Source organism: Polaromonas sp. P4_F9 (assembly GCF_056401235.1).
Genome location: NZ_JBFUJT010000026.1, coordinates 54,160 through 78,533, shown reverse-complemented (window position 1 = coordinate 78,533; position 24,374 = coordinate 54,160). Strand labels below are relative to the sequence as shown.

Genomic DNA, 24,374 nt, shown 5'->3' with positions numbered 1-24,374 from the left:
TCAGCGCCAGTCGACGGTGCCGAAATGGTCGTGGCCTAGCAGCGTGTAGAAGACGCCGAACGTGCCGCGGGATTGCGTGCGGTTGCCCAGATCGGGGTAGGTCGCGTCGCGGCGGTTCCACAGGTACTTCACGGTGATGGCGTGCTGCTTGTGGATACGCCAGGTGTAGGCCAGGTCAAGGCGCACGATGTTGTCGTGCCCGCCGCGGCCTCCGCTGGCGACGCCGCTCACGAAGTATTCGCGCCCGGTCAGGTCCAGCGAAGAGCGGTCGCCGAAGATGACTCGCAGTGCCAGCAGCGCCTGTGGCGCCATGCCGTAGTGGTAATCGCGGTCGGAGGCGCCGTTGATGGTGCTCACGGCCGCGTAGCCCGTACCGGCCAGGGCAGTGCCCTGCACTACGACCGATTCGCTGGCCCGCCACTGGCCGGTGGTGCCCAGCGACAGCGCCGTGCTCGAGATACGGAACGCCTGCGGCGAGATGTAGTCGTAGCTACCGTACAGGCCCCACAGGCCGCGGTAGTTCTTGCCGACCTCGTAGTCATTGCCCAGCAGCAGCCCCCGCGTCATGACATTCTCGAGCACATTGGCGCTGGAGGCCGTGGCCTGGAACGCAAAGTAGTCGAAGGGGCGGCGGTAGTGATAGCCGTCCTTTCCCGGCAGGCCGTAGTCCAGCGAGAAGTCGACCTGCGCCTCGTTGCGTTTGACCTGGGTCGAGGTGCCCGGAACGTTTTGCACCGTGCCCATCAGTCCGAACTGCACCCGGCTGTAGTAGGCCGGATTGTTGCTGGCGAAGATCGTGTCCAGGCGGCGGCCCTGGACCAGCCGGTTGAAGCCGGTGGACGGTGAGATCATCGCGGCGCCGGCTTCGCGCCAGAAGCGCGGAACGCCATCGCCTTTTTCCAGCACCAGGTTGGCCATGCGGAACAAGGCCTCGCCCAAAAAAGTGCCGCCTATGCCCGAGGATATCTGGTCGTTGCGCGAGGGTCGTGTTTTCTCGCCGGCGACCTCCCACGCAGCGCTGCCGGCGAAAGTGTAGGCCAGCGACTCCCAGTAGTTGAAACCGGCGGAGCGGGCGAAGCCGTGGTRCATCGAGCCCTGGTAGGGATGGCCCAACTGGTTGGTCTTGAACGGGTCGTCGTCCACGCCCCAGCCGCTTCGCAGGTTGCGCCGGATCGACCCCAGGCTGACGTCGTAATCGTCGCGGCTGCTGCCGTAATACCGGTTGACGCGGTTCAGCAGAAAGTCAAAACCAATGATTTCCAGTGCCGGCAGCGCATAGTTTCTGGGTTGCGCGGCGGATTCAGCGGCGACAGCTGGCGCTGCGCTTTGGGCTGCAGCGGGTTCGGCGGGTTCGGTGGGCGACTCCTGGGCGAAAGTTCTGCCTGCGGCCGTGCAGACCACCGCAAGGACAACGGCGAAGTGTGTGGCGCGGCGGTGGGCGGCTGCAGTTCTCATGCGTCTGTCCTTGGCTGGTGAGAAAGCCGATGCAGGCAGCGACGGCGCCGTATCAGGGGGCGCAGTACATGGTCAAAGCAAGGATAAAAACAGGAAATTCAGGCTTTCAAAGCCAGTATCCCACTATGGGCAGGTTTGGCAATCGGCAATTTTCCTGTTCTGAAGCCGGTCTTCACCGACGTGCCGCAGAGGACCACTCCACTGGCAGCGGCCATGAGCGGGTAGAAGCTGTAGAAGCGCCTGTTTGATAGCTTCCTGCGCCCGCCGATAAAGGGCTGGTGGTGGATTTGCCACTGAGTTTTCAGCCGCGCAGAGCGTGCGGCCCGCACGCTTGACCCGACGCCGCCGCCGCCGCCTCAGCCGGCTTCGGCTGGCTCGGCGATGCCGCCCACCACGTGGCTGAAACCGCCATCCACGTAGGTGATTTCAGCGCTGACCCCTGCCGCCAGGTCGCTCAGCAAAAAGGCTGCCACGTTGCCGACGTCCTCAATCGTCACATTGCGGCGAATGGGCGAGGCCTCAGCGACCACGCTCAAAATCTTGCCGAAGCCCTTGATGCCGCTGGCGGCCAGGGTCTTGATCGGGCCGGCGCTGATGCCGTTGACGCGCATGCCCTTGGGGCCGAGCGATTCGGCGAGATAGCGCACCGAGGCCTCCAGGCTGGCCTTGGCCAGCCCCATGGTGTTGTAGTTGGGCACGGTGCGTACCGCGCCCAGGTAGGTCAGGGTCAGCAGGGCTGACTTGTCATTGAGGTAGGGAAGCGCCGCCTTGGCCATGGCCGGAAAGCTGTAGGCGCTGATGTCGTGGGCAATCTTGAAGCCCTCGCGCGAGAGGCCGTCGAGGAAATCACCGGCAATCGCTTCGCGCGGTGCGTAGCCGATGCTGTGCACAAAGCCGTCAAACGTCGGCCAGGTTTTGGACAGGTCGGCAAACAGCTTCTCGATCTGGGCGTCATCGCCGACGTCACAGTCAAAGATGAGTTTGGAGCCAAAATCGGCAGCAAACTCCGTGATGCGGTCCTTGAAGCGCTCACCGACGTAGCTGAAGGCCAACTCGGCGCCTTGAGCGTGGCACGCCTTGGCTATGCCGTAGGCGATGGACCGGTTGGACAACACGCCCGTGATCAACAGTTTTTTGCCGGTAAGAAAACCCATGCTTGTGCTCCAGTGTGTTCGAATGAATCGGCCGATGGCGGTTGGTGGCGTTGAACGAAGCAGCTGGTTTACCTGCTGGCCGCCAACCGTTGCCGACGTGAAGTAGTGCAGAATTGTCGCATGCGGGATTTGTCTTTTTTGCGGGTGCTGGTGATTGCTTTGATGACGACCCTGCTGGCCATTCTTTCTTTTTTTGCACCGGCCGCCTGGGCTGCGCACGCATACGCCCAGTTTGGCGACATCAAATACCCGCCCGGTTTCACCCATTTTGATTATGTAAATCCGGTCGCGCCCAAGGGCGGTGAGATTCGCATGGTGCCGCCCACCCGGCCCACGAACTTTGACAAGTTCAACCCCTTCACGCTGCGCGGCACCGCACCTTATGGCCTGGGAAGCCTGCTGATTGAAAGCCTGCTGACAGGCAACTCCGAAGAGCCCACCACGGCCTACGGCTTGCTGGCCGATGACGTGGAGGTTGCCGCCGACAAACTGTCGGCGACCTTTCGCATCAACAACAAGGCGCGTTTTCACGATGGCACGCCCGTGCTGGCAGCCGATGTGCTGCATTCGTACACCCAGCTCATCAGCAAACTTGCCGCGCCCCAGTACCGCACGATTTACGCTGAAGTCAAGGGGGTGACTGTGGTCTCGGAGCGCGTCGTGCGCTTTGAGTTCCTGACGCCAAATCCCGAACTGCCGCTGGTTGTCGGTGGAATGCCGGTGTTCAGCCGGGGCTGGGGCCGGGAAGGAGGCAAGGTCAACGGGGCCAGCAAGCCTTTTGACCAGATTGTTTCGGAAATACCCATAGGCTCCGGGCCCTACAAAATCGCCAACCCGGCCATGGGCCGTGACATCACCTATGTGCGGGACCCGGCCTATTGGGGTGCGGATTTGCCGACACGCAAGGGGCAGTTCAACTTTGACCGCATCAGCTTCAAGATTTATCTGGATGAAACCTCCCGCTTCGAGGGTCTGAAGGCCGGTGAATTCGATTTCCTGCGCGAGTTCATCTCGCGCAACTGGGCGCGCCAGTACACCGGCAAGCAGTTCACCTCGGGTGAACTGGTCAAGCGCGCCTTTCCAAACCGCAATCCCGGCGACTTCCAGGGCTATGTACTCAATATCCGTAACCCGAAGTTCCAGGATGCCCGGGTGCGCAAGGCAATCGGCCTGGCCCTGGATTTCGAGTGGATGAACCGCCAGCTGTTTTATGGCATCTACAAACGCGTGAACGGCTACTTTCCCAACAGCGAGTTTCATGCGGAAGGCCTGCCCAAACCCGATGAACTGGCCTTGCTGGAGCCTTTGCGCGCCCAGCTCAAGCCAGAGGTGTTCGGCGCGGTGCCCGTGTCGCCCAGCACCACACCGCCCGGCAGCCTGCGCGAGAACCTGCGCCAGGCCCAGGCGCTGCTGCGCGAGGCCGGCTGGACTTACCGGGATGGTGCGCTGCGCAACGCCAGGGGCGAGGCTTTCACGATGGAATTTTTGAATGACCAGCCCTCATTGATTCGTATCGTCGGGCCTTTCCAGAAGGCACTGGAAAAGCTGGGCATCACCATGACTTATCGGGTCGTGGACTTTTCGTTGTCCAAACAGAAGATGGATGCTTTTGACTTCGAAGTCACCACGCTGCGCCTGCCCGGCAGTACCGCACCGGGCGGTGAGTTGCTGGAGCTGTTCGGCTCCCGGGCCGCGCAAACGCCGGGTTCCTCGAATGTCTGGGGGATTGCCGATCCGGCGGTCGACGCCTTGCTGCAAAAAGTCGTGACGGCCAAGACCCGGCCTGAACTCGGCTCCGCGATGCGCGCGCTGGACCGCGTACTAACCCATGGCTACTACTCGGTGCCGCAGTACTACGGCGATGCGTTCCTGATCGGCTACCGCCCGGGCCGCTTTGTCCTGCCGCAGACGATTCCGCCGTATTACCAGGCGGACACCTGGGCCATGAGCACCTGGTGGGCCTCGCCAGCCAATTTATCCTCCAGCAAATAAGAACAGAAGAACAGGCAGACATACCGATGGCCAGCTACATTCTCAAGCGCCTGCTGCTGATGATTCCCACCCTGTTGGGCGTGCTGCTTTTGACCTTCGTCATGGTGCAGTTCGTGCCCGGTGGGCCGGTGGAGCAAATGGTGGCGCAGTTGCAGGGCCGTGACTCAGGTGGCGAGCGCGCTGCCACATCGGGCGCCGGCTACCGCGGGCGGCAGGGCGTCGATGCGCAGCGCATTGAGGAAATCAAGGCGCTGTACGGTTTTGATAAACCGGTGCATGAGCGCTTTTTCCAGATGCTGGGGCGTTTTGCGCGCTTTGACCTGGGCAACAGCTTTTACCAGCACAAGGATGTCTGGCAACTGGTCAAGGAAAAGCTGCCGGTCTCCGTCAGCCTGGGCTTGTGGACTTTTTTCATCAGCTACCTGATTGCCGTGCCGCTGGGCGTGGCCAAGGCCGTGCGGGCGGGTTCGCGCTTTGACTTTGTCACCACGCTCATCGTGCTGGTCGGCTACGCCATACCGGGCTTTGTGCTCGGCGTGGCGCTGCTGGTGGTATTCGGCGGGCAATTGCAATGGTTTCCGTTGCGCGGGCTGACCTCGCCCAACTGGGAATCCCTGGGGTGGGGCGCGCGGATCACCGACTACCTCTGGCACATCACCCTGCCCATCATTGCGATGGTGCTGGGCAGTTTTGCCGTGACGGCGGTACTGACCAAGAACTCCTTCCTGGAAGAAATTCGCAAGCAGTACGTCCTGACAGCCCGGGCCAAGGGACTCAGCGAACGGCAGGTGCTCTGGAAGCATGTGTTTCGCAATGCGCTGATTCCCATCATCACCGGGTTTCCCGCTGCGTTTATTGGAGCCTTCTTCACCGGTTCGCTGCTGATTGAGACCCTGTTTTCGCTGGACGGCCTGGGGCTGCTCAGCTATGAGAGCGTGATCCGGCGGGACTACCCCGTGGTCCTGGGCACGCTCTACCTCTTCACGCTGATTGGGCTGGTGACCAAGCTGATCAGTGATCTCTGTTATGTCTGGGTAGACCCGCGTGTCAAGTTTGATTAACCCCCCTGAAGCGCCCTCTGGCCGCCTTCCCCCCAAGGGGACGCCTCCTGCGGCCGGGCAAAGCCCGATCCGCGGCGGCCTTGGTGAAAGCCGTTCTGTGGTCAGTCTTAGTCCGGGTCGGCGGGCGTGGAAGCGTTTTCGCCGCAACAAGCTTGGGTTTTACAGCCTGATCCTGTTTTCGACCCTGGTGGTGCTCAGCCTCTTCGCCGAGGTGCTGTCCAACGACAAGCCGCTGGTGGCCCACTACAAGGGCGAGTATTACTTTCCGCTGCTCAAGGACTATTCGGAAAAGACCTTTGACGGCGACTTTGAAACGCCCACCGACTACCTGGACCCTTTCATCCGCGACAAGCTGGGGCAGCGGGGCAACTGGGCGCTGTATCCCCCCAATCCCTATGGTCCGCGCACGATCAACTATTTCGCAAAAGAACCCAACCCTTCGGCGCCTTCACGCGACAACCTGCTGGGCACGGACGACCGGGGGCGCGACCTGTTGGCGCAGTTGATCTATGGCTTTCGATTGAGCGTGCTGTTCGGCCTGGCGCTGACGGTGATCGGCGTGGTGATCGGCGTGATCACCGGGGCTATTCAAGGGTATGCGGGTGGCAAAACAGACCTCGCATTCCAGCGGTTCATGGAAATCTGGGGCTCCATGCCCGAGCTTTACCTGCTGATCATCTTTAGCGCGGTTTTTGCGCCCAGTGTGGCGCTGCTGCTGTTCTTGCTCAGCCTGTTTGGCTGGATGGGTTTGTCTGACTATGTGCGTGCCGAATTTTTGCGCAATCGCCAGATGGACTATGTGCGCGCAGCCAGGGCCTTGGGCGTGAGCAATCTGCAGATCATGTGGCGGCATATTCTGCCCAACAGCATGACGCCTGTGGTGACGTTTTTGCCCTTTCGCATGAGCGCGGCGATTTTGGCGCTGACCTCGCTGGATTTTCTGGGCCTGGGCGTGCCCCCGGGAACGCCCTCGCTGGGCGAGTTGCTCAACCAAGGCAAGGCGAACATTGACGCCTGGTGGATTTCGATATCGACATTTGCCGTACTGGTCGTCACGCTGTTGCTGCTGACCTTCATGGGCGACGCCCTGCGCGATGCCCTGGACCCTCGAAAGGCCGAGCTATGACTCCCACACCCGTCGCTGCGCATCCGGCGCTGCCGCCCGATGGGGGCTTCGCGACGGGTGGCGGATCTTCCGCGCCTGCCCATCCGCTGCTGAAAGTCGACGGCCTCAGCGTTTCCTTTGCCGGCAAAAGAGTCGTGCATGGAATTGATTTTTCCATCGCACCCGGAGAAAAACTGGCGCTGGTAGGAGAGTCCGGTTCGGGCAAGACGGTAACGGCCCTGAGCCTGCTGCGGCTGGTGCAAAACGCCAACATCAGCGGGCAGGCCCGGTTTGCGGCAACAGAGGGTCTGCAAGGGCCGGTGAATCTGCTGTCCCTTCCCGAAGCCGAGTTGCGCGGCATTCGCGGCCGAGACATCGCCATGATCTTCCAGGAGCCGATGACGGCCCTGAACCCCTTGTTCAACGTTGGGGACCAGATTGCCGAGGTTGTACAGCTAAAACGCGGCCTGACCCCTGCAGAGTCTGTGACGATGGCCATCAAATTGCTGGCAGACACCGGCATTTCGGAGCCTGACAGGCGGGCGCGCTCATTTCCCCACCAGCTCTCCGGTGGGCAACGCCAGCGGGCCATGATTGCGATGGCGCTGGCCTGCCAGCCCAAGCTGCTGCTGGCTGACGAGCCGACCACAGCGCTGGACGTCACCTTGCGCAGCCAGATTCTGGACCTGCTCAGCGAGTTGCAGCAGCGAAACGGCATGGCGGTGCTCCTCATCACGCACGACCTCAATCTTGTGCGCCGCTTTGCAGACCGGGTGGCGGTCATGGAAAACGGATATCTGGTGGAGGAGGGCACGGTCACCAAGGTGTTTGCCGACCCGCAGCACGCCTACACCCGCAAATTGATTGACAGCAAACCGGCGCGCGACGTGGTCGAGGGCATGGGGCCCAGCCCGGGCGGGGCTTTCATGATGCGGGCCAGCCGTGTATCGGTTACCTACCCGGTGGCCATTCCGGGTTTCAGGGGCTGGTTCAAAAGCGGTGGGTTTGTGGCCGTGAAAGATGCCACTTTCGATATTCTGCCGGGCCAGACGCTAGGCGTCATAGGCGAATCAGGTTCAGGCAAGTCCACCTTGGCCCTGGCCAGCCTGGGTTTGCTACCCTTTTCCGGGACGTTGCAGGCAGCAGGCCAGTCCTGGAGCCGCAATGCCGCCAGCAACAAGGCGATTCGCCGCGCAGTGCAGGTGGTTTTTCAGGACCCGTTTTCCTCCCTGTCCCCGCGCATGACGGTTGGCGCGATCGTGGAAGAGGGCCTGCGGGTCCATGAACCCTCATTGAGCGAGGCTGAAGTGCGGTCGCGCGCGTCGCAATCCCTGGCGGACGTGGGCATGAGCGAGACGCAGTTTCCGGGATTGCTGCAGCGCTACCCGCATGAGTTTTCGGGCGGGCAGCGACAGCGGCTGGCGATTGCACGGGCGCTGATCATCAATCCGGGCCTGCTGGTGCTGGACGAGCCGACCAGCGCGCTGGACGTGACCATCCAGAAACAGGTTTTGTCGCTGCTACAGCGGCTGCAGCGCGAACGGGGGCTGAGTTATCTCTTGATTACCCATGACGTTGATGTGATCCGCGCGATGGCCCATGAGGTGATGGTGATGAAAGACGGCGAGGTGGTGGAGTCCGGCACGGTCCGTGAGGTTCTGGATGCCCCCCGTCACCCCTACACTCGCGTGCTGGTGGCGCAAGCCTGAAATGCATCTTGATAAATTACTTTAAGTATCATAAATAACTAATTGATATTTATAGAAATTCACAACAAAAATGACTTGATCGCATCTTTTTCATCTTGACCTCTTTCATGCGCAGAGGCGCGAGGCCTGACCGGGCAAACAGGGGATGAGCACGGGTTGGTAAATGGCAAGCCGGACGCGGGGACGATGCCTAGGGCAAGTGGTACTCCCGCGAATAGCCCGAACAGCCCATTGCTTTGTTTTGACCATCACTCAGCATAAGGGGTTGTCCTGATCAATCCAGGCACGAAATTTGTTTGCATGGAAGGACGGTAAGAGTTACAATATGTCCTTCACGACCAAATGGGCGGGTTTTCACCGCCCATTTTTTTTGGGCGTTTGTTTTTACAGACTGGTTTTAAGACAACTGAATGGCCTTGCAAGAAACGATTGAGCAAACTGTTACGGGACTGGGTTACGAGCTGGTGGAAGTCGAGCGTACCGGCGGTGGTTTGCTGCGTGTCACGATTGACATGCCCTACGTTTCCGGTGCCGAGCGGTTCATCAATGCGGAAGACTGTGAGAAGGTCACGCGCCAGTTGCAGTTCGTGCTGGAAGTCGAGGGCGCCGATTATTCGCGGCTGGAAGTCAGCTCGCCGGGTATTGACAGGCCTCTGCGCAACGAAAAAGATTTTGAACGTTTTGCCGGTGAGTTGGTTGACATCACCCTCAAGGCGCCGATTGGTGTGGCAGCCAGCGCCGGTTCGGTCGTGTCGGCCAACCGCAAGAAATTCCGCGGCACGCTGGAGCGGGCCGAACCCAAGGATGGCATGACCGGGTGGCAGATTGTGTGGAGCGATGAGCCCGCCGTCAAACCCGGCCAGAAAGTCAGCAAAAAGAAGGTCCCCGCACCCCTGCAGGCGCTGGGTTTCACGCTCGACGAGATTCACCAGGCGCGTCTGGCGCCGGTGGTTGATTTCAAGGGCCGGAAACCCAAAATTGTCCCCAGTGCGGATAAATCTACAGAGAAATAATTTAGAAAGGCAGGCTTGTGAAATGAATCGCGAACTGTTGATGTTGGTTGATGCCATCTCGCGTGAGAAAAATGTTGAACGTGACGTCGTTTTTGGGGCCGTCGAGCTTGCGCTCGCGTCGGCCACCAAAAAGGTGTACGAAGACGGCGTGGACATCCGTGTGGTGGTTGATCGTGACAGCGGCAATTACGAGACTTTCCGCCGCTGGTTGGTGGTGCCTGACGAAGCCGGCCTGCAAAATCCGGAAGCTGAAGAGCTGGTGAGCGACGCTCGCGAAGAAATTCCCGACATTGAAGAAGGCGACTACATCGAAAAACCGGTGGAGAGCCTGCCTATCGGCCGCATCGGCGCACAAGCCGCCAAGCAGGTCATCCTGCAAAAAATCCGCGATGCTGAACGCGAAATGCTGCTGAATGACTTCATGTCGCGCGGCGACAAGATTTTTGTCGGCACCGTCAAGCGCATGGACAAGGGCGACATCATTGTTGAATCTGGCCGTGTCGAGGGGCGGTTGCGCCGCAGCGACATGATCCCCAAGGAAAACCTGCGCGCCGGCGACCGGGTCCGCGCCATGATCATGGAGGTCGACACCACCCTGCGCGGTGCCCCCATCATCCTGTCGCGCACCGCCCCGGAGTACATGATCGAGCTGTTCCGCCAGGAAGTGCCCGAGATTGAGCAGGGCCTGCTCGAGATCAAGTCCTGCGCCCGTGACCCCGGTTCGCGCGCCAAGATCGCCGTGCTGTCGCACGACAAGCGGGTGGATCCGATCGGCACCTGTGTCGGGGTTCGTGGCACCCGTGTCAATGGCGTGACCAATGAGCTCGCCGGCGAACGCGTTGATATCGTGCTGTGGAGCGAAGACCCGGCCCAGTTCGTGATTGGCGCACTGGCGCCGGCCAATGTGTCGTCCATCGTGGTGGACGAAGAGCGTCACGCCATGGACGTCGTGGTCGATGAAGAAAACCTGGCGATCTCGATCGGCCGCGGTGGCCAGAACGTTCGCCTGGCCGCAGAGCTGACAGGCTGGAAGATCAACATCATGACGGCCGACGAGTCGGCCCAGAAGCAGGCTACCGAAACCGACACCAGCCGCAAGCTCTTCATGGAAAAGCTCGATGTGGACGAGGAAATCGCCGACATCCTGATCTCCGAAGGCTTCACCAGCCTGGAAGAAGTCGCGTATGTGCCGCTGCAGGAAATGCTCGAGATCGAGTCGTTTGATGAAGACACGGTCAATGAGTTGCGCACCCGCGCCAAAGATGCATTGCTGACGATGGAAATCGCCAAGGAAGAAAATGCCGAAGGTGTTTCGCAGAACCTGCGTGACGTTGAAGGCATTACGCCCGAGCTGATCGCCAAACTTACTGAAGCGGGTGTCCATACCCGCGACGACCTGGCCGATCTGGCTGTGGACGAACTCACCGATATCACCGGCCAGTCTGCGGACGAAGCCAAGGCCCTGATCATGACTGCACGTGCCCATTGGTTTACCAATGACGCAGGTGACACCGCTGCACCTGCAACGGCCCAAGAGCAATGATCATGGAGGCCAGCCAGGAAAACCAAATATGTCCAGTACCACTACCGTCGCTGAATTCGCAGCTGAATTGAATAAATCCACCGCCACCCTGATCGAGCAATTGACCAGCGCGGGCGTCGCCAAGGTGCAGGCCGGCGACCACCTGTCTGAAGCTGACAAGCAAAAACTGCTCGGCTACCTGCAGGCCAGCCATGGCACCGTGACGGCCGAACGCAAAAAAATCACGCTGGTGAAGAAATCCACCACGGAGATCAAGCAGGCTGACGCCACCGGCAAGGCCCGTACCATCCAGGTGGAAGTGCGCAAAAAACGCACGTTCGTCAAGCGCGAGGACGGCTCCGACCTGCCTGCCGAGGAAGTTCAGCCTGAAGTGGTTGCTGCTCCGCAGGCACCCGTGATCGATGACGCCGAACTGGTTCGCCGCGAAGAAGAAGCCAGCCGCCATGCCGAGCTGCTGCGCCGCCAGGAAGAAGAACTGGCGGAAAAGCGCCGGCTGCGTGAAGAGCAGGATGCCAAAGAGGCCGCCCGCGAACTGGAACGCCAGGTAGAGGCGCAAAACGCAAAGGCTGCCGCCGAAGCGGCAGAGGCCGCCCGAAAAGCCAAGCCCGCGACCGGAAAAGCCAAAGAAGTGGTCCAGCCGGCCAGTGCCGAAGCTTCCCGGGCCGCCGAGACGGCCGCGGCGGAAGAGGCGACCAAAGCTGCCGATACGGCAGCTGTGCAAGCTGTAGCCAAAGCCAAGGCCACGGCAGAATTTCAGGCGGATGCCGCCAAGGTCCAGGACCTGCAGGAGCGCCGCCGCAAGGCCGAGGCTGAAGCCGCAGGTATCCGGGCGATGATGTCTGCGCCCAAGCGCGTGCTGGTTCCCCATGTGGATCCCAAGGCCGCCATCAAGGGTACCTTGCACAAGCCGGCTGTTGTGCCAGGTGCCGCCAAGCCCGCTGCAACTGCAGGGGCACCCGCCGCGCCCGGTGCGGCCGGTAAAAAGGAAGTCAAGTCGGAGAACCTCTCTTCGACCTGGAAAGACGACGCAGCCAAGAAAAAGGGCATTCCGAGCCGTGGTGCACCGGTGGTTCCCGGACGCGGCAATTTCCGCAGCGGCCCGCGTGGCCGCCGCAGCAACGATCGTGATGCCCGTCCCGAGTCCACCTTCGTCGCGCCGACAGAGTTCAAGGTGATCGAGGTTCATGTGCCCGAAACCATCACCGTGGCAGAACTGGCGCACAAGATGAGCGTCAAGTCGTCCGAGGTGATCAAGCACCTGATGAAGCTCGGCCAGATGGTCACCATCAACCAGCCGCTGGACCAGGATACCGCCATGATTGTGGTGGAGGAAATGGGCCACAAGGCGATTACCGCTGCGCTGGATGATCCGGAAGCATTCACTGACGACGACATGCAGGGCCAGCAGGCAGAAGCACTGCCGCGCGCACCTGTGGTGACTGTCATGGGTCACGTGGACCACGGAAAAACCTCACTGCTTGACTACATCCGCCGTGCCAAAGTGGCTGCGGGTGAAGCCGGTGGCATTACCCAGCACATTGGTGCGTACCACGTGGAAACGCCGCGCGGCATGATTTCCTTCCTGGACACGCCGGGTCACGAGGCGTTCACCGCCATGCGTGCCCGTGGCGCGCAGGCGACCGATATCGTGATTCTGGTGGTGGCCGCTGATGATGGCGTGATGCCGCAAACCAAGGAGGCTATCAAGCACGCCAAGGCAGCCGGCGTTCCCATCGTGGTGGCGATCAACAAGATCGACAAGGCTGATGCCAACATGGACCGGGTCAAGGGCGAACTGGTCACCGAAGAAGTCATTCCGGAAGAGTTTGGCGGCGAATCTCCATTCGTGGGCGTATCAGCCCGTACCGGCGAAGGTGTCGACACACTGCTGGAGCAGGTGCTGCTGCAGGCTGAGGTGCTCGAACTCCGCGCACCGGTGGAGGCATTGGCCAAGGGACTGGTCATTGAAGCCCAGCTCGATAAGGGCCGGGGTCCGGTCGCGACCGTGCTGATTCAGTCTGGTACCTTGAAAACCGGTGACGTGGTGCTGGCCGGCTCGACCTATGGCCGCGTGCGTGCCATGCTCGACGAGAATGGCAAACCGATCAAGACCGCGGGTCCTTCCATTCCGGTGGAGATTCAGGGTCTGACCGAAGTGCCTCAGGCCGGTGACGAATTCATGGTGATGACGGACGAGCGCCGCGCCCGCGAAATCGCCACCTACCGCGCCGGCAAGTTCCGCAATACCAAGCTGGCCAAGCAGCAGGCTTCCAAACTGGAAAACATGTTCTCCGACATCTCGGCCGGCGAGGTCAAGATGCTGCCCATCATCATCAAGGCCGATGTGCAGGGTTCGCAGGAGGCGCTCGCGCAGTCGCTGCTCAAGCTCTCGACCGATGAGGTCAAGGTTCAGCTGGTTTACTCCGGCGTCGGCGGTATTTCCGAATCCGACGTGAACCTGGCCATTGCGTCAAAAGCCGTGCTGATCGGGTTCAACACCCGTGCCGATGCGCTGGCGCGTAAACAGGCCGAGAACAACGGCATCGATATTCGCTACTACAACATCATTTATGATGCTGTGGACGAACTCAAGGCCGCCATGTCCGGCATGCTGACGCCCGACAAGAAGGAAGAAGTCATCGGTACCGCCGAGATCCGCCAGGTGTTCAAGGTCAGCAAGATCGGCTCGATTGCCGGCTGTATGGTCACTGCGGGCATTGTTCGCCGCACGGCCAGATTGCGCCTGCTGCGCGATAACGTGGTCATCTTCACCGGTGAACTCGACTCGCTCAAGCGTTTCAAGGACGATGTCAAGGAAGTCAAGGAAAGCTTCGAGTGCGGCTTGAACATCAAGAACTACAACGATATCCAGGAAGGCGATATTCTGGAGTTCTTCGAGATCAAGGAAGTGGCACGTACCTTGTAAGAAAAACAGGCAGTCGGCCAGCCCTTTTGGGGCTGGCGGGCGCCCTGATTGATCATTGCAAGTCCAAACCTTTGTTCCATGCGTAAAAAGTCATCCACCCCCAACCGCGGCTTCCGCGTTGCCGATCAGATCCAGCGGGATCTGACGGAGCTGATCGCGCGCGAGCTGAAAGACCCGCGGGTCGGGATGGTGACCATTCAGGCGGTTGAAGTCACGCCCGACTATGCGCACGCCAAGGTGTTTTTCAGTGTACTGGTCGGCGACCCGAAAGCGTGCGAAGAAGCGCTCAATCAGGCCGCCGGCTTCCTGCGCAACGGCCTGTTCAAGCGCCTGATGACGCACACGGTGCCCACCCTGCATTTCCACTTTGACCGCACCACTGAACGTGCGGCAGACATGAACGCCTTGATTGCCAAGGCGGTTTCTTCCCGCGCACAAGACGACTGAGTTCGCGCCGTTCCCCTTGATGACAGGTTCAGGGACAACGGTGCCAACGGAGCGCTCGGGTGAGTCCCGTTCGCTGAGCCTGTCGAAACTTTATGACGCAAACCTCTACTCATCGCCAGAAGATTCAGCGACGTCCCGTGCACGGCGTGTTGCTGCTCGACAAGCCGCTGGGCCTGTCGAGCAACCAGGCGCTGCAAAAAGCCAAATGGCTGTTGCGCGCCGACAAGGCCGGGCATACGGGTACGCTGGATCCGCTGGCCACTGGCGTGCTGCCGCTGTGCTTTGGGGCTGCGACCAAGTTTAGCCAGATCCAGCTGGACGCCGACAAGACGTATGAAGCCGTGCTCCTGTTGGGCCGGAAAACCACGACGGCCGATGCCGAGGGCGACGTCATCGAGACGCGCCCCGTTCCCGAGATCACCCCCGAACTGCTCGCAGCCCTGACCCGGCGTTTTACCGGCCCGCTGGCGCAGATTCCGCCCATGTATTCCGCGCTCAAGAAAGACGGCAAGGCACTGTACGAATACGCGCGCAAAGGCGAAGACGTGGAACGGGAAGCGCGCCACATCACGATTTACAAGCTGGATATGGCCCTGACCCATGACGAGCGGGCGCCGGCAGCTATCAAAATCACAGTGACGTGCAGCAAAGGCACCTACATTCGCACGCTTGGTGAAGACATCGGCGAGGCGATCGGCTGCGGCGCTCACCTCGGGTCCCTGAGGCGGCTGGAGACCGGCGGCTACGTCGCTTCGCAGTGCGTGGGCCTGCCGGCGCTGGAAGCCATGAGCGAGCAGCAGCGCGAAGCCTGCCTGCTGCCAGTTCAGTCGCTCGTCGCCAACTATCCGGTTGTCACACTCGATGCCGATAATGCAGGGCGCTTTTTGAGCGGCCTGCGCCGTCGCGGCAGCCCTGGCCAATGGGGTCCGGACGCGGCGCTGGTGCAGGTGTACGGTAGCGACCCGGCGGCTTTTCTCGGCTCGGCCCATGTCACGGCCGACGAGTTGATTCCGGGGCGCCTGCTCAGCCCGATTGAAATCCAGGACATGCTGGCCCCGCGTCCGCCTGTTATTTCCAACCCTGCGGCAAGCGCCGCAACGGTTTAGTGCCACCGATTAGAAGTTTTTAGAAAGCGAACCATGAGTCATAAGCAAATCCGCAACATCGCCATCATCGCCCACGTTGACCACGGCAAAACCACCATGGTTGACCAATTGCTGCGTCAGTCCGGCACCTTTGCCGAGCATGAAAAAGTGGTCGACACCGTGATGGACAACAACGCCATCGAAAAAGAGCGTGGCATCACCATTCTGGCCAAGAACTGCGCCGTGACCTGGGAAGGTACGCACATCAACATCGTCGATACCCCCGGCCACGCTGACTTCGGTGGCGAAGTGGAGCGCGCCTTGTCCATGGTTGACGGTGTGGTGCTGCTGATCGATGCGCAGGAAGGCCCCATGCCCCAGACGCGCTTTGTGACCAAGAAAGCGCTGGCCCTGGGCCTGAAGCCCATCCTGGTGGTGAACAAGGTGGACAAGCCCGGTGCGCGCCCCGATTACGTGGTCAATGCCGCATTCGACCTGTTCGACAAGCTAGGTGCCACCGATGAGCAGCTGGATTTTCCCGTGGTCTACGCTTCGGGCATCAATGGCTGGTCTTCGCTGGAAGAGGGTCCGCCAAACGAACAGTGGGGCCCCGACATGTCGGCCCTGTTCAATACCATCCTCAAGCATGTGCCTCACCAGGAAGGTGATCCAGCAGCGCCGCTGCAGTTGCAAATTTCTGCGCTCGATTTTTCGACCTTCGTGGGGCGAATTGGCGTAGGCCGCATTAGCCAGGGCACGATCAAGCCCATGATGGACGTCGTGGTGATGGAAGGCCCGGATGGCAAGGCCGTCAAGGGCCGGATCAACCAGGTGTTGACCTTCCAGGGACTGGAGCGCGTGCAGGCCACGGACGCCGGTCCAGGCGAAATTGTGTTGATCAACGGCCTCACTGACATCGGCATTGGCGTGACCATCACCGACCCGGCCAATCCGGCACCGCTGCCCATGCTCAAGGTCGATGAACCGACCCTGACCATGAACTTCTGCGTCAACACCAGCCCGCTGGCCGGCCGTGAGGGCAAGTACGTCACCAGTCGCCAGATTTGGGACCGCCTGCAAAAAGAACTGCAGCACAACGTCGCCCTGCGCGTCAAGGAAACCGACGAAGAAGGTATCTTTGAAGTCATGGGTCGCGGCGAACTGCACCTGACCATTTTGCTGGAAAACATGCGCCGCGAAGGCTTCGAACTGGCTGTGTCCAAGCCGCGCGTGGTGTTCAAGGATGTGGATGGCGTGCGCCACGAGCCCATCGAAATGGTGACCGCCGACATCGAAGACCAGCACCAGGGCGGCGTGATGCAAGCCTTGGGCGAGCGCAAGGGCGAGCTGGTCAACATGGAGCCGGACGGCCGTGGCCGTGTGCGTCTGGAATACCGCATCCCGGCGCGCGGCCTGATCGGTTTCACCAATGAATTCCTGAACCTGACGCGCGGCACTGGCCTGATCTCCAACATCTTCGACAGCTACGAGCCGCACAAGGGCGACATCGGCGGCCGTAAAAACGGCGTGCTGATCTCCATGGACGACGGCGAAATTTTCACCTACGCCCTTGGCAAGCTGGACGACCGCGGCCGCATGTTCGTCAGGGCCAACGACCCGGTGTACGAAGGCATGATCGTTGGCATTCACAGCCGCGACAACGACCTGGTGGTGAACGCCACACGCACCAAGCAGTTGACCAACTTCCGCGTGTCCGGCAAGGAAGATGCCATCAAGATCACGCCGCCGATTGAGCTGACGCTGGAATACGGTGTCGAGTTCATCGAGGATGACGAACTGGTTGAAATCACGCCCAAGTCCGTCCGCCTGCGCAAGCGCCACCTGAAGGAAAGCGATCGCAAGCGCGCCGGCCGCTAAGCCCAGGCTGCCGCTGCGGCGGCCTTGACAGGGCATTGAATCGGCAACGTAAAAGAGCCGCTGCATGACAGCGGCTCTTTTATCTTTGCATCCATATCACGGGCTCACTGGCTAATGGCATTCATGAAACTCACGCATTCCCGCGCTGTTGTGCTGATGGTTGGTGTGACCCTGATGTGGTCCATCGCCGGGGTTGTTACCCGCCACCTGGAATCCGCCCGCAGCTTTGAAATCACCTTCTGGCGCAGCTTTTTCACCGCGATCTCGCTGCTGGTGATCCTGCCTGTCTTTCAGGGCAGGGCCGTGTTTTCAAAGATCCGCCAAGGCGGCTTCACGTTCTGGCTCTCGGGTATTTGCTGGAGCGTGATGTTCACGGCCTTCATGGTGGCGCTCACGCTGACCACCGTGGCCAATGTGCTGGTGACCATGGCGATTGGCCCATTTCTCACGGCGCTGCTGGCCCGCATCTTTATCGGCCATCGAATCCCCCCGCGGACATGGTTCGCCATAGCCATGGCCGGCGCCGGCATTGCCTGGATGTACGGGGGACAAACGGACCTGGCCAGTCATCTCGGCGGAACCCTGGTGGCGCTGCTGGTGCCACTGGCCGGCGCCAGCAACTGGACCGTTGTGCAACACAGCCATGCACATGGCCAGAAAATTGACCTGGTTCCCGCTGTGCTCTTGGGAGCGGTGATTTCCTCGGTCGTGACCCTGCCGTTGTCATTTCCTTTATCCGCCACCCCGCATGACATGGGCTTGCTGGCACTGCTGGGGCTGGTTCAGTTGGCCATTCCGTGCGTGCTGTCAGTGCTGTGCGCCGGTGTACTCAAAGCCCCGGAAGTGGCATTGCTGGCCCTGTTGGAGGTGATTTTTGGCATTCTTCTGGCCTGGATCGGCGCCAATGAAGTGCCCGGCGCCAGCGTGCTGACGGGTGGGGCGCTGGTGATCGCTGCGCTGGTCATCAATGAATTGGTTGGATGGAGGCAAAGAGCATGAGTGAAAAGAACAGCGGTGAGGAGCACATGAGTGAGGGACACATGGGTGAGGGGAACATGGGCGAGAAGGGCGTGATGACAGGGCCGGCAGGCGCAGAAGTGAAAAGCGACATTCTTGTGGAGCGGCGCGGAAGCGCCGGGCTTATCACCCTGAACCGGCCCAAGGCGCTCAACGCCTTGTCGCTGCAAATGGTCAGGGATCTTTCAGGCATCCTGCGGGCCTGGCGGGACGACCCGTCTGTTCTGCTGGTGGCGATCCGCGGCACCAACAAGATTGGCCGGCCGGGCAGCCCGGAAAGCCTCTTTGGCGGTTTTTGTGCCGGCGGCGATATACGGTTTTTTCACCAGGTTGCGCTGGCAGGAGATCCGGCCCTGGACGACTTTTTCACCGAGGAGTACGCCCTCAATCACCTGATTCATACCTACCCCAAGCCCTACATCGCCTTCATGGATGGCATCGTGATGGGCRGCGGCATGGGCATCAGTCAAGGCGCGAAAGTCCGTATCGTGACCGAGAAAACCAAAATGGCCATGCCCGAAACCCAGATCGGCCTGTTTCCGGACGTCGGGGGCGGCTACTTCCTGAGCCGCTGCCCGGGCCATGCCGGCGAGTACCTGGCGCTGACCGGTGAGGTGATCGGCGCCGACGAAGCGATAGCCTTTGGCCTGGCGGACATCAAGTGCAATGCTGCCCGGTTGCCAGACCTGTGGAACGATCTGGGCAGCCGGCTCTTCACCTCGGCCACTGATGCAGAGGAGTGGATTGCTACTGAATTAATAGCGGAAAATTCCCGCCCCATAATGGCTGACGTCAAAATTGATGCCTATTTTTCCTTGCTTCGCGTGAAGCACATCATTGACGCGCTGGAGGCTGCCGACGATCCTTGGGCGGCGAAAACCGCGGCAAAGCTGCGCATGCGATCGCCCTTGATGCTGCATGTGACGCTGGAACAGATTCGCAAGGCACGCGGTATGAACCTGGCCGACGATTTACGCATGGAGCGGGACATGGTGCATCACTGCTTTCACCTGCATCCGGGCGCACAAAGCGAGACGGTGGAGGGCATACGCGCACTGGCCATCGACAAGGACTACAAGCCCCGCTGGAGTCCGCCACGCATTGAGGACGTGAAGCCGGGCATGACAGATGCCTTTTTTGCCAGCCCCTGGAGTGCAGAACTGCACCCGCTACGCGATCTTTGCTGAGTCGTCCTCTCGCCCAGGCTTTGCGCCTGGGTCCGGCGAAGGCGAAGGGATGCTACCGGCCGGTTGCGACTTCCGTGCGCCAGGCAGGGAAAACGGCGAGGAAACCACCGCGGGAATAAGCAGGCTCGAGGCCGACTCAGCCGCCAGCCTGCCCGCCGGCCCACATCAGTAAGTAGAGGCCAAAACCGGGTCGGCGTCGTCTATCGGCAAACGCAGGCGCCGTCCGACTTTCAGCTTGCCGAAGACATGCTGCAGGTGGGTTTTCACCGTGTTATCACTGATGGTCATCGCCCGGGCGATTTCCTTGTTGGTCATGCCCATGCCGACCCAATGAACGACTTCCCATTCCCTTTTCGTCAGAATCCCGGGCTCCAGTTCAGCCAACAAGTTGTGGTGGCCGGGTCGATGCGACAGCACCTCCAGCGCTTCTGCCATCAGTTTGCGGTTGATCCAGATATCTCCACCATGGACGACCCGAATGGCCTTCAGCCACTGCTCCGGCGGCGATTTTTTGGGGACCAGACCTTTGACGCCATGTGCCGCGGCATCAACAACCTCGCGGTGGCCCATCACGTCACAAAACAGGATGGTTTTTGTTTCCGGGCTGATCATGTGTATTCGAGGCAGGAGTGGCGATCCGTCGTCGAATTGAAAGCGCCAATCCAGTAGAAAAACGTCCGGTGTCACGCTTCGCGTGACGCGCAGGAGCTGCAGGGTATTTCTGACTCCGTCCATCAGGTTAAGGTCGGCGTGGGGGGCCAACGCAGTTCGCCAGGACTCATGAAGGACGATGTCGTCGCTGATATTCAGTACGGTGATGGTGGACATGATGTGTTGATCGCTATCCAAAATCGGACCCGGCGGGTGACTTTGGAGCCGATCCCTCTCTTTTTCCTTCACTTTTGAACTCTAGTCCCGAATAGATTTCATTACCATATCCAGGCGAAAATGGTTACATATTTTTGAAAAAATATAGACATTTTGTGATAAAGGGCACAATTTCCATGCAATGAAGCGCACGCCATTCATGCCTCTCACACGCGGTCGACCATCGATTCCGCATTAACGCGAAACCTGATTGATGGTGAACCGGCTTTCACCGCCTTCCGTATGCATCCGGAGGGCTATCGTGCCGTCGGACATTTCGCCTGCGAATCTGGTGACCAGGATTTGCCCCGTCGACTGCAGCCGGTGACGCGTGGAAAACGACAACTGGTTGCCCATGATTTTGCCGTCCTCGATGCTGCCTTCACCGACCGGAAATGTGGCCGTTCCGGTCAGCTGGCCGTCTGTCGCCCGCAGGTTAAAGCTGACTTGCACCCTGTTTCCACCGCCAACATCCAGCCCGCCGATCCAGCGGCCGGTGACGCCGGCAGTTTCTGTCTTTTGACCGTGCAGGCCAAAAGGCGACGCCAGCATGGCGGATTTTTCTCCCCCCATGTCAGCAGGAGCCTGCCCATTCGAAACCACTGCCGGGACTTCATGGCTGGTGCTTCCGGTGTTCTGCCTGGTCACATACCATGACGACCCACCGATGATGGTCAGCGCTACCAACAGTGCTGCAAAAGGTTTCCACCCTGACTTGTGATCCATGGCGATACCTCTTCAATGCAATGCGTTTAACAAGTTGACTAAATGGGGATGGCGACTTCTTCAGTCGCCATCCCCGGTTGGCTTGGATCAATGCCAAATCGCTATGAAATTACTTGCACAGCGGGCATGTGGCCTCGTTTGGCGCTGAGTTCTGGATGCCTCCGCCAACAATTGCCGGCTTGGTTCCACGGGCCATGACCTGGTCTTTGAACACGGTCAGTTCCGGATCGGCCAGTGTCGACAGGCCTCCCGCTGTCAACGCCTGCGTTGGGTAGTAAGACCCACTGTAAGGGGCCGACGCACCCGCAGCCAGGTTGCCGATGGTATGCGTGGTGTGGGTAACATCGCACGGCGTTTGAGTCCCTGTATAGGTCTGCTCATGAGCCTCGCAAACCTCCACCCCGGTCAAGGCAAGGTCGCCATTGGTCACTGAACCACTGTAGTTGACTTTCAGCGCAAGCTTGCCGCTCACAAGCTCCAGGTCCACGTCGCAGATCTTCGTCACGGACAGGCCCGCGTTGGGAGGCGTTGCGGTGCAGGTGGTACTTGCCGTGCCTGACACCGTGCCAGAACCAGTCGATGCACTTGCGGTCACCGTGTCAAGTGTTGACACGGTATTGGAAGTGTGTTGACCCTTGTAGCATATCGAAGCACCGGCTGCCAGCGTGGCGGGAGACTGCGGTGTTGTGGTCGGCAAACCATTGTTGCAGGTGAAGAATCCAAAGGTGCCTGCATCGAACGCGGGGTTGTCGCCCACCGTGATGTTCGTCAGGGGCCCGCCGCCATCATTCACGACACTGCCTCCGACGGTATTCAATATCGTATTGGTAGCCGACTGGAACTCGGCGCCCAAGCACACCTTGGTCACTGCCAAATGGCACACCGGGAAGCTCGACAGGAGAAAGTTCTTGATCGCTGCATTGGGCTGATCCGACGACCGGCTGGTTGCCATGAACGCAGAAAAGCAGGAGTCGCTGCCTGGCAACAGTTTCTGGATATTCACACCGCCTTCGAAGAACTGCCCCGCCTGTATCGTCCCGTTCCAGGGAAGGGTCAAGTTTCCGCTGCTGGTGGAGCCGCAGAGCTTGTCGTTCGGGTCGCAGGACACCCCGGCGATGTTGGTTTGCGAAACCCCGATCGTTCCCATATCCAGCAGAGCACCGGAGGTCCATTTATACCAATGGACATCAGTTACTGCGCCGCCATTGGTGTACTCGAAAGCCAGCAGTACATCTCCTTCCCCATGCGTCGCTGGCCCGTTGGTGATGGGGTTGATGAAGCTGCCTGTCGCGTCATTCCTTGCCACCGGATTTTTGAAGAACCAGAAGCCCAGGCTTGCCGTGCCGCTAAATTTGGCGCGGTCGGCGCCGAAGTAAATCAGCAGGTCACCGGCCGTGGTGGTGGCGGTGGTGGTGGTGGCGGTATATGCGGCCGCGTAGGCGTGGAGCATGTCGTCTTTGGGCGGCGAAGAGCCCAGGTCATACCGCCAGGCGCTGATGTCCTGGATATCCTTGGAACCGTTGCGGAACACCGCCGGATTGGTATCGTTGATGATTCCGAGGAATGGACCCAAGCTCAGGTCTGGATTCGTAATTCGCGTCGTGTGTCCTTGGCCGGCAGGAAAGCTGTTCCAGTCGTCCGGCAGGCTGGCGCCCGACGGATCCGCGGTGTTACCGTCCAGTTCAAAGAAGCCATCATTCAGAACTGCATGCGCCGGCGTTATTCCCAGCGCCACAGCAATAAGCACGCCGGCGATAGCACCGAATAGCCGGCGACAGACATGGGTAACCGAAAGTGTATTCATGACCTTCCTCCTTGCTACAGTTAGTAAAGTTACAAATCTCAGCCTGGCATTGCGCCCGGGCAACACAGGACTCAAAAGACTCCTGCATTAATGAAATGGTAGTAACAGGGGTGGTGATTCGCTATCATCCGTTCGGAGTACAGCTTGTTGCAGAGGACACAATCCGTCGCACCCGCGCGATAGCTTTTGTGATCGATCTGCGACGGAAATTCTCGGGAAATCGGGAGTACGCCCAGGACGGCCGCGGATGCGGGGAATGGCTTTGGCCAAAGCTCAAGTTGACACCTTGCGCATCAAGCGGCACAAACTCGCAGTCGTGGTCACCTGCAACACGCGGCGCATCCGCCTTACCTGGCCGCCAATTGGTCTGGCACTGACATCTTCGCGCACGCCGTGAGCCAACTTCGCTCACCCTGAACTCCCAACAAGTGCCTGGCCCGCGCGTTGACACCCAAATGGCCTGCAATCCAGGCCGAGGTTGAGGCGGTTGCGACTTACGCCAAACACAAAAACAAACAAATGCCTGCCCGCATCTTTGTGGCCTGAGCGATGACCTCATCCCCCGCAAAATCGGGTTCCAGCCTACCTTGGGGAACCGCGTGAAATATGCGGGTTACGGAGCTTGGCGGGCAAGATCTTTCAATACTCGATTCGGAGTATTGCGAGCCAAAAGTTCGAACTCTAGGATTGGATTGTTCTCCGCTGGATGGACACAAACTGTCAAAAACTCACAGGATGTGAGCGTGGCAAAAGTGGTCTTCGTGCGAAGGATAAAGGGAAGATAAAGGTAAGTTTTTCAATGTAGTAAATGCTTATTACATGGAGGTTGAAATGAGAAAATTGTTATTAGCAACGGCGCTTGCTGTCGTTGCTGGTTCTGCTCTGGCAGCCGCCCATTTCATGAGTGCAGAAGCCAGTGTCAACAGCGACGGAGCCCTTGTGGTGTCTTTCGATGAGACTGGCCTCGGTAACGGGAATGTGAACTACACACTGTCTGCAAATGGTGCTGCTGTGTACGCTTGCTTTAACAAGGGCGGGAAGAACCCTTCAGCGACCAACAAGGTAGGCCCATCGGCCCTGGATGTTGCAGAGGGCACATTCAAGGCCAAAAACGGACGCGTCCAAGGCAGTCTTCTGGCTGGCCCTCCGTCATCTGGAACGTTCTCCTGCCCCTCTGGCCAGGACATGGTGTTAGCCTGCGTCAAATACACGAACGTGGTGCTGACAGACACGACCAATCAGGTTAGTCCAGATGAAATCACAGGAACTTTCGCAAGAATTTTCCGTGCCTCTTTGCAGCAATGCTCCACTCTATGACCCAGGTGCCAAACCGGGTGTCACATCGGGTGTCACATCGGGTGCCATAAGTGAATGCGGGATATCTTTTGTATCCCGCATTTCCGGA

The 24,374-nt window shown here is 59.8% G+C and carries 19 protein-coding genes and 1 pseudogene; 15 read left to right on the top strand and 5 right to left on the bottom strand.

Going from position 1 to position 24,374, the window contains the following annotated elements:
* Window positions 1–1,455 carry a DUF3943 domain-containing protein gene (locus tag AC1DUB_RS20685; protein ID WP_477731073.1) on the bottom strand — a complete coding sequence of 485 codons (1,455 nt, stop codon included), beginning with the start codon at window positions 1,453–1,455 and terminating at the stop codon, window positions 1–3.
* Here AC1DUB_RS20685 and AC1DUB_RS20680 point away from each other — a divergent pair.
* Window positions 1,454–1,618, top strand: a complete 165-nt coding sequence (locus AC1DUB_RS20680; RefSeq protein ID WP_477731072.1) for a hypothetical protein — start codon at window positions 1,454–1,456, stop codon at window positions 1,616–1,618. The genes AC1DUB_RS20685 and AC1DUB_RS20680 overlap by 2 nt on opposite strands.
* A 193-nt stretch (window positions 1,619–1,811) precedes the next feature.
* On the opposite strand, the gene fabI is transcribed toward AC1DUB_RS20680, so the two are convergent.
* A complete protein-coding gene (gene fabI / locus AC1DUB_RS20675; RefSeq protein ID WP_477731071.1) occupies window positions 1,812–2,609 on the bottom strand; it encodes an enoyl-ACP reductase FabI in 798 nt (265 codons plus the stop codon).
* A gap of 162 nt (window positions 2,610–2,771) precedes the next feature.
* On the opposite strand from fabI, the gene AC1DUB_RS20670 reads away from it, so the two are divergent.
* From AC1DUB_RS20670 to AC1DUB_RS20615, 12 genes are all read left to right on the top strand, one after another.
* Complete coding sequence (locus tag AC1DUB_RS20670; protein ID WP_477731082.1) at window positions 2,772–4,601, top strand: extracellular solute-binding protein; 1,830 nt, start codon at window positions 2,772–2,774, stop codon at window positions 4,599–4,601.
* Between the two features lie 26 nt (window positions 4,602–4,627).
* The gene (locus AC1DUB_RS20665) at window positions 4,628–5,662 is read left to right on the top strand and encodes a microcin C ABC transporter permease YejB (protein WP_477720043.1); all 1,035 of its coding nucleotides are present in this window, start codon (window positions 4,628–4,630) and stop codon (window positions 5,660–5,662) included.
* A gap of 97 nt (window positions 5,663–5,759) precedes the next feature.
* Window positions 5,760–6,788, top strand: coding sequence for an ABC transporter permease (locus AC1DUB_RS20660; RefSeq protein WP_477731070.1), 1,029 nt, complete (start codon window positions 5,760–5,762; stop codon window positions 6,786–6,788).
* Window positions 6,785–8,476 carry an ABC transporter ATP-binding protein gene (locus AC1DUB_RS20655; protein ID WP_477731069.1) on the top strand — a complete coding sequence of 564 codons (1,692 nt, stop codon included), beginning with the start codon at window positions 6,785–6,787 and terminating at the stop codon, window positions 8,474–8,476. Before AC1DUB_RS20660 ends, AC1DUB_RS20655 begins: the two co-directional genes overlap by 4 nt.
* Window positions 8,477–8,886: 410 nt before the next feature.
* Window positions 8,887–9,489 carry a ribosome maturation factor RimP gene (rimP, locus tag AC1DUB_RS20650; protein WP_477731068.1) on the top strand — a complete coding sequence of 201 codons (603 nt, stop codon included), beginning with the start codon at window positions 8,887–8,889 and terminating at the stop codon, window positions 9,487–9,489.
* 22 nt (window positions 9,490–9,511) lie between these two features.
* On the top strand, window positions 9,512–11,032 hold the full coding sequence (nusA, locus tag AC1DUB_RS20645) for a transcription termination factor NusA (RefSeq protein WP_477731067.1): 1,521 nt from the start codon (window positions 9,512–9,514) through the stop codon (window positions 11,030–11,032).
* A gap of 28 nt (window positions 11,033–11,060) precedes the next feature.
* Entirely contained in the window at window positions 11,061–13,958 is a 2,898-nt protein-coding gene (gene infB / locus AC1DUB_RS20640; RefSeq protein WP_477731066.1) for a translation initiation factor IF-2, read from the top strand.
* A 78-nt stretch (window positions 13,959–14,036) separates the two neighbouring features.
* Entirely contained in the window at window positions 14,037–14,405 is a 369-nt protein-coding gene (rbfA, locus tag AC1DUB_RS20635; RefSeq protein WP_477720038.1) for a 30S ribosome-binding factor RbfA, read from the top strand.
* A 92-nt stretch (window positions 14,406–14,497) separates the two neighbouring features.
* Entirely contained in the window at window positions 14,498–15,511 is a 1,014-nt protein-coding gene (gene truB / locus AC1DUB_RS20630) for a tRNA pseudouridine(55) synthase TruB (RefSeq protein ID WP_477731065.1), read from the top strand.
* 33 nt (window positions 15,512–15,544) lie between these two features.
* A complete protein-coding gene (gene typA, locus AC1DUB_RS20625) occupies window positions 15,545–17,368 on the top strand; it encodes a translational GTPase TypA (protein ID WP_477720036.1) in 1,824 nt (607 codons plus the stop codon).
* A 123-nt stretch (window positions 17,369–17,491) separates the two neighbouring features.
* Window positions 17,492–18,367, top strand: coding sequence for a DMT family transporter (locus tag AC1DUB_RS20620; RefSeq protein ID WP_477731064.1), 876 nt, complete (start codon window positions 17,492–17,494; stop codon window positions 18,365–18,367).
* A 74-nt stretch (window positions 18,368–18,441) separates the two neighbouring features.
* On the top strand, window positions 18,442–19,572 hold the full coding sequence (locus AC1DUB_RS20615) for an enoyl-CoA hydratase/isomerase family protein (RefSeq protein WP_477731081.1): 1,131 nt from the start codon (window positions 18,442–18,444) through the stop codon (window positions 19,570–19,572).
* Between the two features lie 165 nt (window positions 19,573–19,737).
* Here the strand turns inward: AC1DUB_RS20615 and AC1DUB_RS20610 are convergent, their stop codons facing one another.
* The 3 genes from AC1DUB_RS20610 to AC1DUB_RS20600 form a co-directional block, all read right to left on the bottom strand.
* Entirely contained in the window at window positions 19,738–20,400 is a 663-nt protein-coding gene (locus AC1DUB_RS20610) for a response regulator transcription factor (protein ID WP_477720034.1), read from the bottom strand.
* A gap of 234 nt (window positions 20,401–20,634) precedes the next feature.
* Window positions 20,635–21,165, bottom strand: a complete 531-nt coding sequence (locus AC1DUB_RS20605; RefSeq protein WP_477731063.1) for a hypothetical protein — start codon at window positions 21,163–21,165, stop codon at window positions 20,635–20,637.
* Window positions 21,166–21,274: 109 nt separating this feature from the next.
* The gene (locus AC1DUB_RS20600) at window positions 21,275–22,969 is read right to left on the bottom strand and encodes a hypothetical protein (protein ID WP_477731062.1); all 1,695 of its coding nucleotides are present in this window, start codon (window positions 22,967–22,969) and stop codon (window positions 21,275–21,277) included.
* A 259-nt stretch (window positions 22,970–23,228) separates the two neighbouring features.
* Here AC1DUB_RS20600 and AC1DUB_RS20595 point away from each other — a divergent pair.
* Both AC1DUB_RS20595 and AC1DUB_RS20590 read left to right on the top strand, forming a co-directional pair.
* Window positions 23,229–23,386, top strand: a pseudogene (locus AC1DUB_RS20595) (IS1380 family transposase); the annotation flags it as partial.
* 414 nt (window positions 23,387–23,800) lie between these two features.
* Window positions 23,801–24,286, top strand: a complete 486-nt coding sequence (locus tag AC1DUB_RS20590; RefSeq protein WP_477731061.1) for a hypothetical protein — start codon at window positions 23,801–23,803, stop codon at window positions 24,284–24,286.
* Window positions 24,287–24,374: the final 88 nt, after the last annotated feature.

What these genes read in the sequence shown, in the direction of transcription:
- nusA (WP_477731067.1), top strand. Translation starts at nt 9,512, where the DNA reads ATGAATCGCGAACTGTTGATGTTGGTTGATGCCATCTCGCGTGAGAAA.
- AC1DUB_RS20655 (WP_477731069.1), top strand. Translation starts at nt 6,785, where the DNA reads ATGACTCCCACACCCGTCGCTGCGCATCCGGCGCTGCCGCCCGATGGG.
- AC1DUB_RS20670 (WP_477731082.1), top strand. Translation starts at nt 2,772, where the DNA reads ATGACGACCCTGCTGGCCATTCTTTCTTTTTTTGCACCGGCCGCCTGG.
- AC1DUB_RS20605 (WP_477731063.1), bottom strand. Translation starts at nt 21,165, where the DNA reads ATGGATCACAAGTCAGGGTGGAAACCTTTTGCAGCACTGTTGGTAGCG.
- AC1DUB_RS20620 (WP_477731064.1), top strand. Translation starts at nt 17,492, where the DNA reads ATGAAACTCACGCATTCCCGCGCTGTTGTGCTGATGGTTGGTGTGACC.
- AC1DUB_RS20600 (WP_477731062.1), bottom strand. Translation starts at nt 22,969, where the DNA reads ATGAATACACTTTCGGTTACCCATGTCTGTCGCCGGCTATTCGGTGCT.
- rimP (WP_477731068.1), top strand. Translation starts at nt 8,887, where the DNA reads ATGGCCTTGCAAGAAACGATTGAGCAAACTGTTACGGGACTGGGTTAC.
- typA (WP_477720036.1), top strand. Translation starts at nt 15,545, where the DNA reads ATGAGTCATAAGCAAATCCGCAACATCGCCATCATCGCCCACGTTGAC.
- AC1DUB_RS20665 (WP_477720043.1), top strand. Translation starts at nt 4,628, where the DNA reads ATGGCCAGCTACATTCTCAAGCGCCTGCTGCTGATGATTCCCACCCTG.
- truB (WP_477731065.1), top strand. Translation starts at nt 14,498, where the DNA reads ATGACGCAAACCTCTACTCATCGCCAGAAGATTCAGCGACGTCCCGTG.
- fabI (WP_477731071.1), bottom strand. Translation starts at nt 2,609, where the DNA reads ATGGGTTTTCTTACCGGCAAAAAACTGTTGATCACGGGCGTGTTGTCC.
- rbfA (WP_477720038.1), top strand. Translation starts at nt 14,037, where the DNA reads ATGCGTAAAAAGTCATCCACCCCCAACCGCGGCTTCCGCGTTGCCGAT.
- AC1DUB_RS20590 (WP_477731061.1), top strand. Translation starts at nt 23,801, where the DNA reads ATGAGAAAATTGTTATTAGCAACGGCGCTTGCTGTCGTTGCTGGTTCT.
- AC1DUB_RS20610 (WP_477720034.1), bottom strand. Translation starts at nt 20,400, where the DNA reads ATGTCCACCATCACCGTACTGAATATCAGCGACGACATCGTCCTTCAT.
- infB (WP_477731066.1), top strand. Translation starts at nt 11,061, where the DNA reads ATGTCCAGTACCACTACCGTCGCTGAATTCGCAGCTGAATTGAATAAA.
- AC1DUB_RS20680 (WP_477731072.1), top strand. Translation starts at nt 1,454, where the DNA reads ATGCGTCTGTCCTTGGCTGGTGAGAAAGCCGATGCAGGCAGCGACGGC.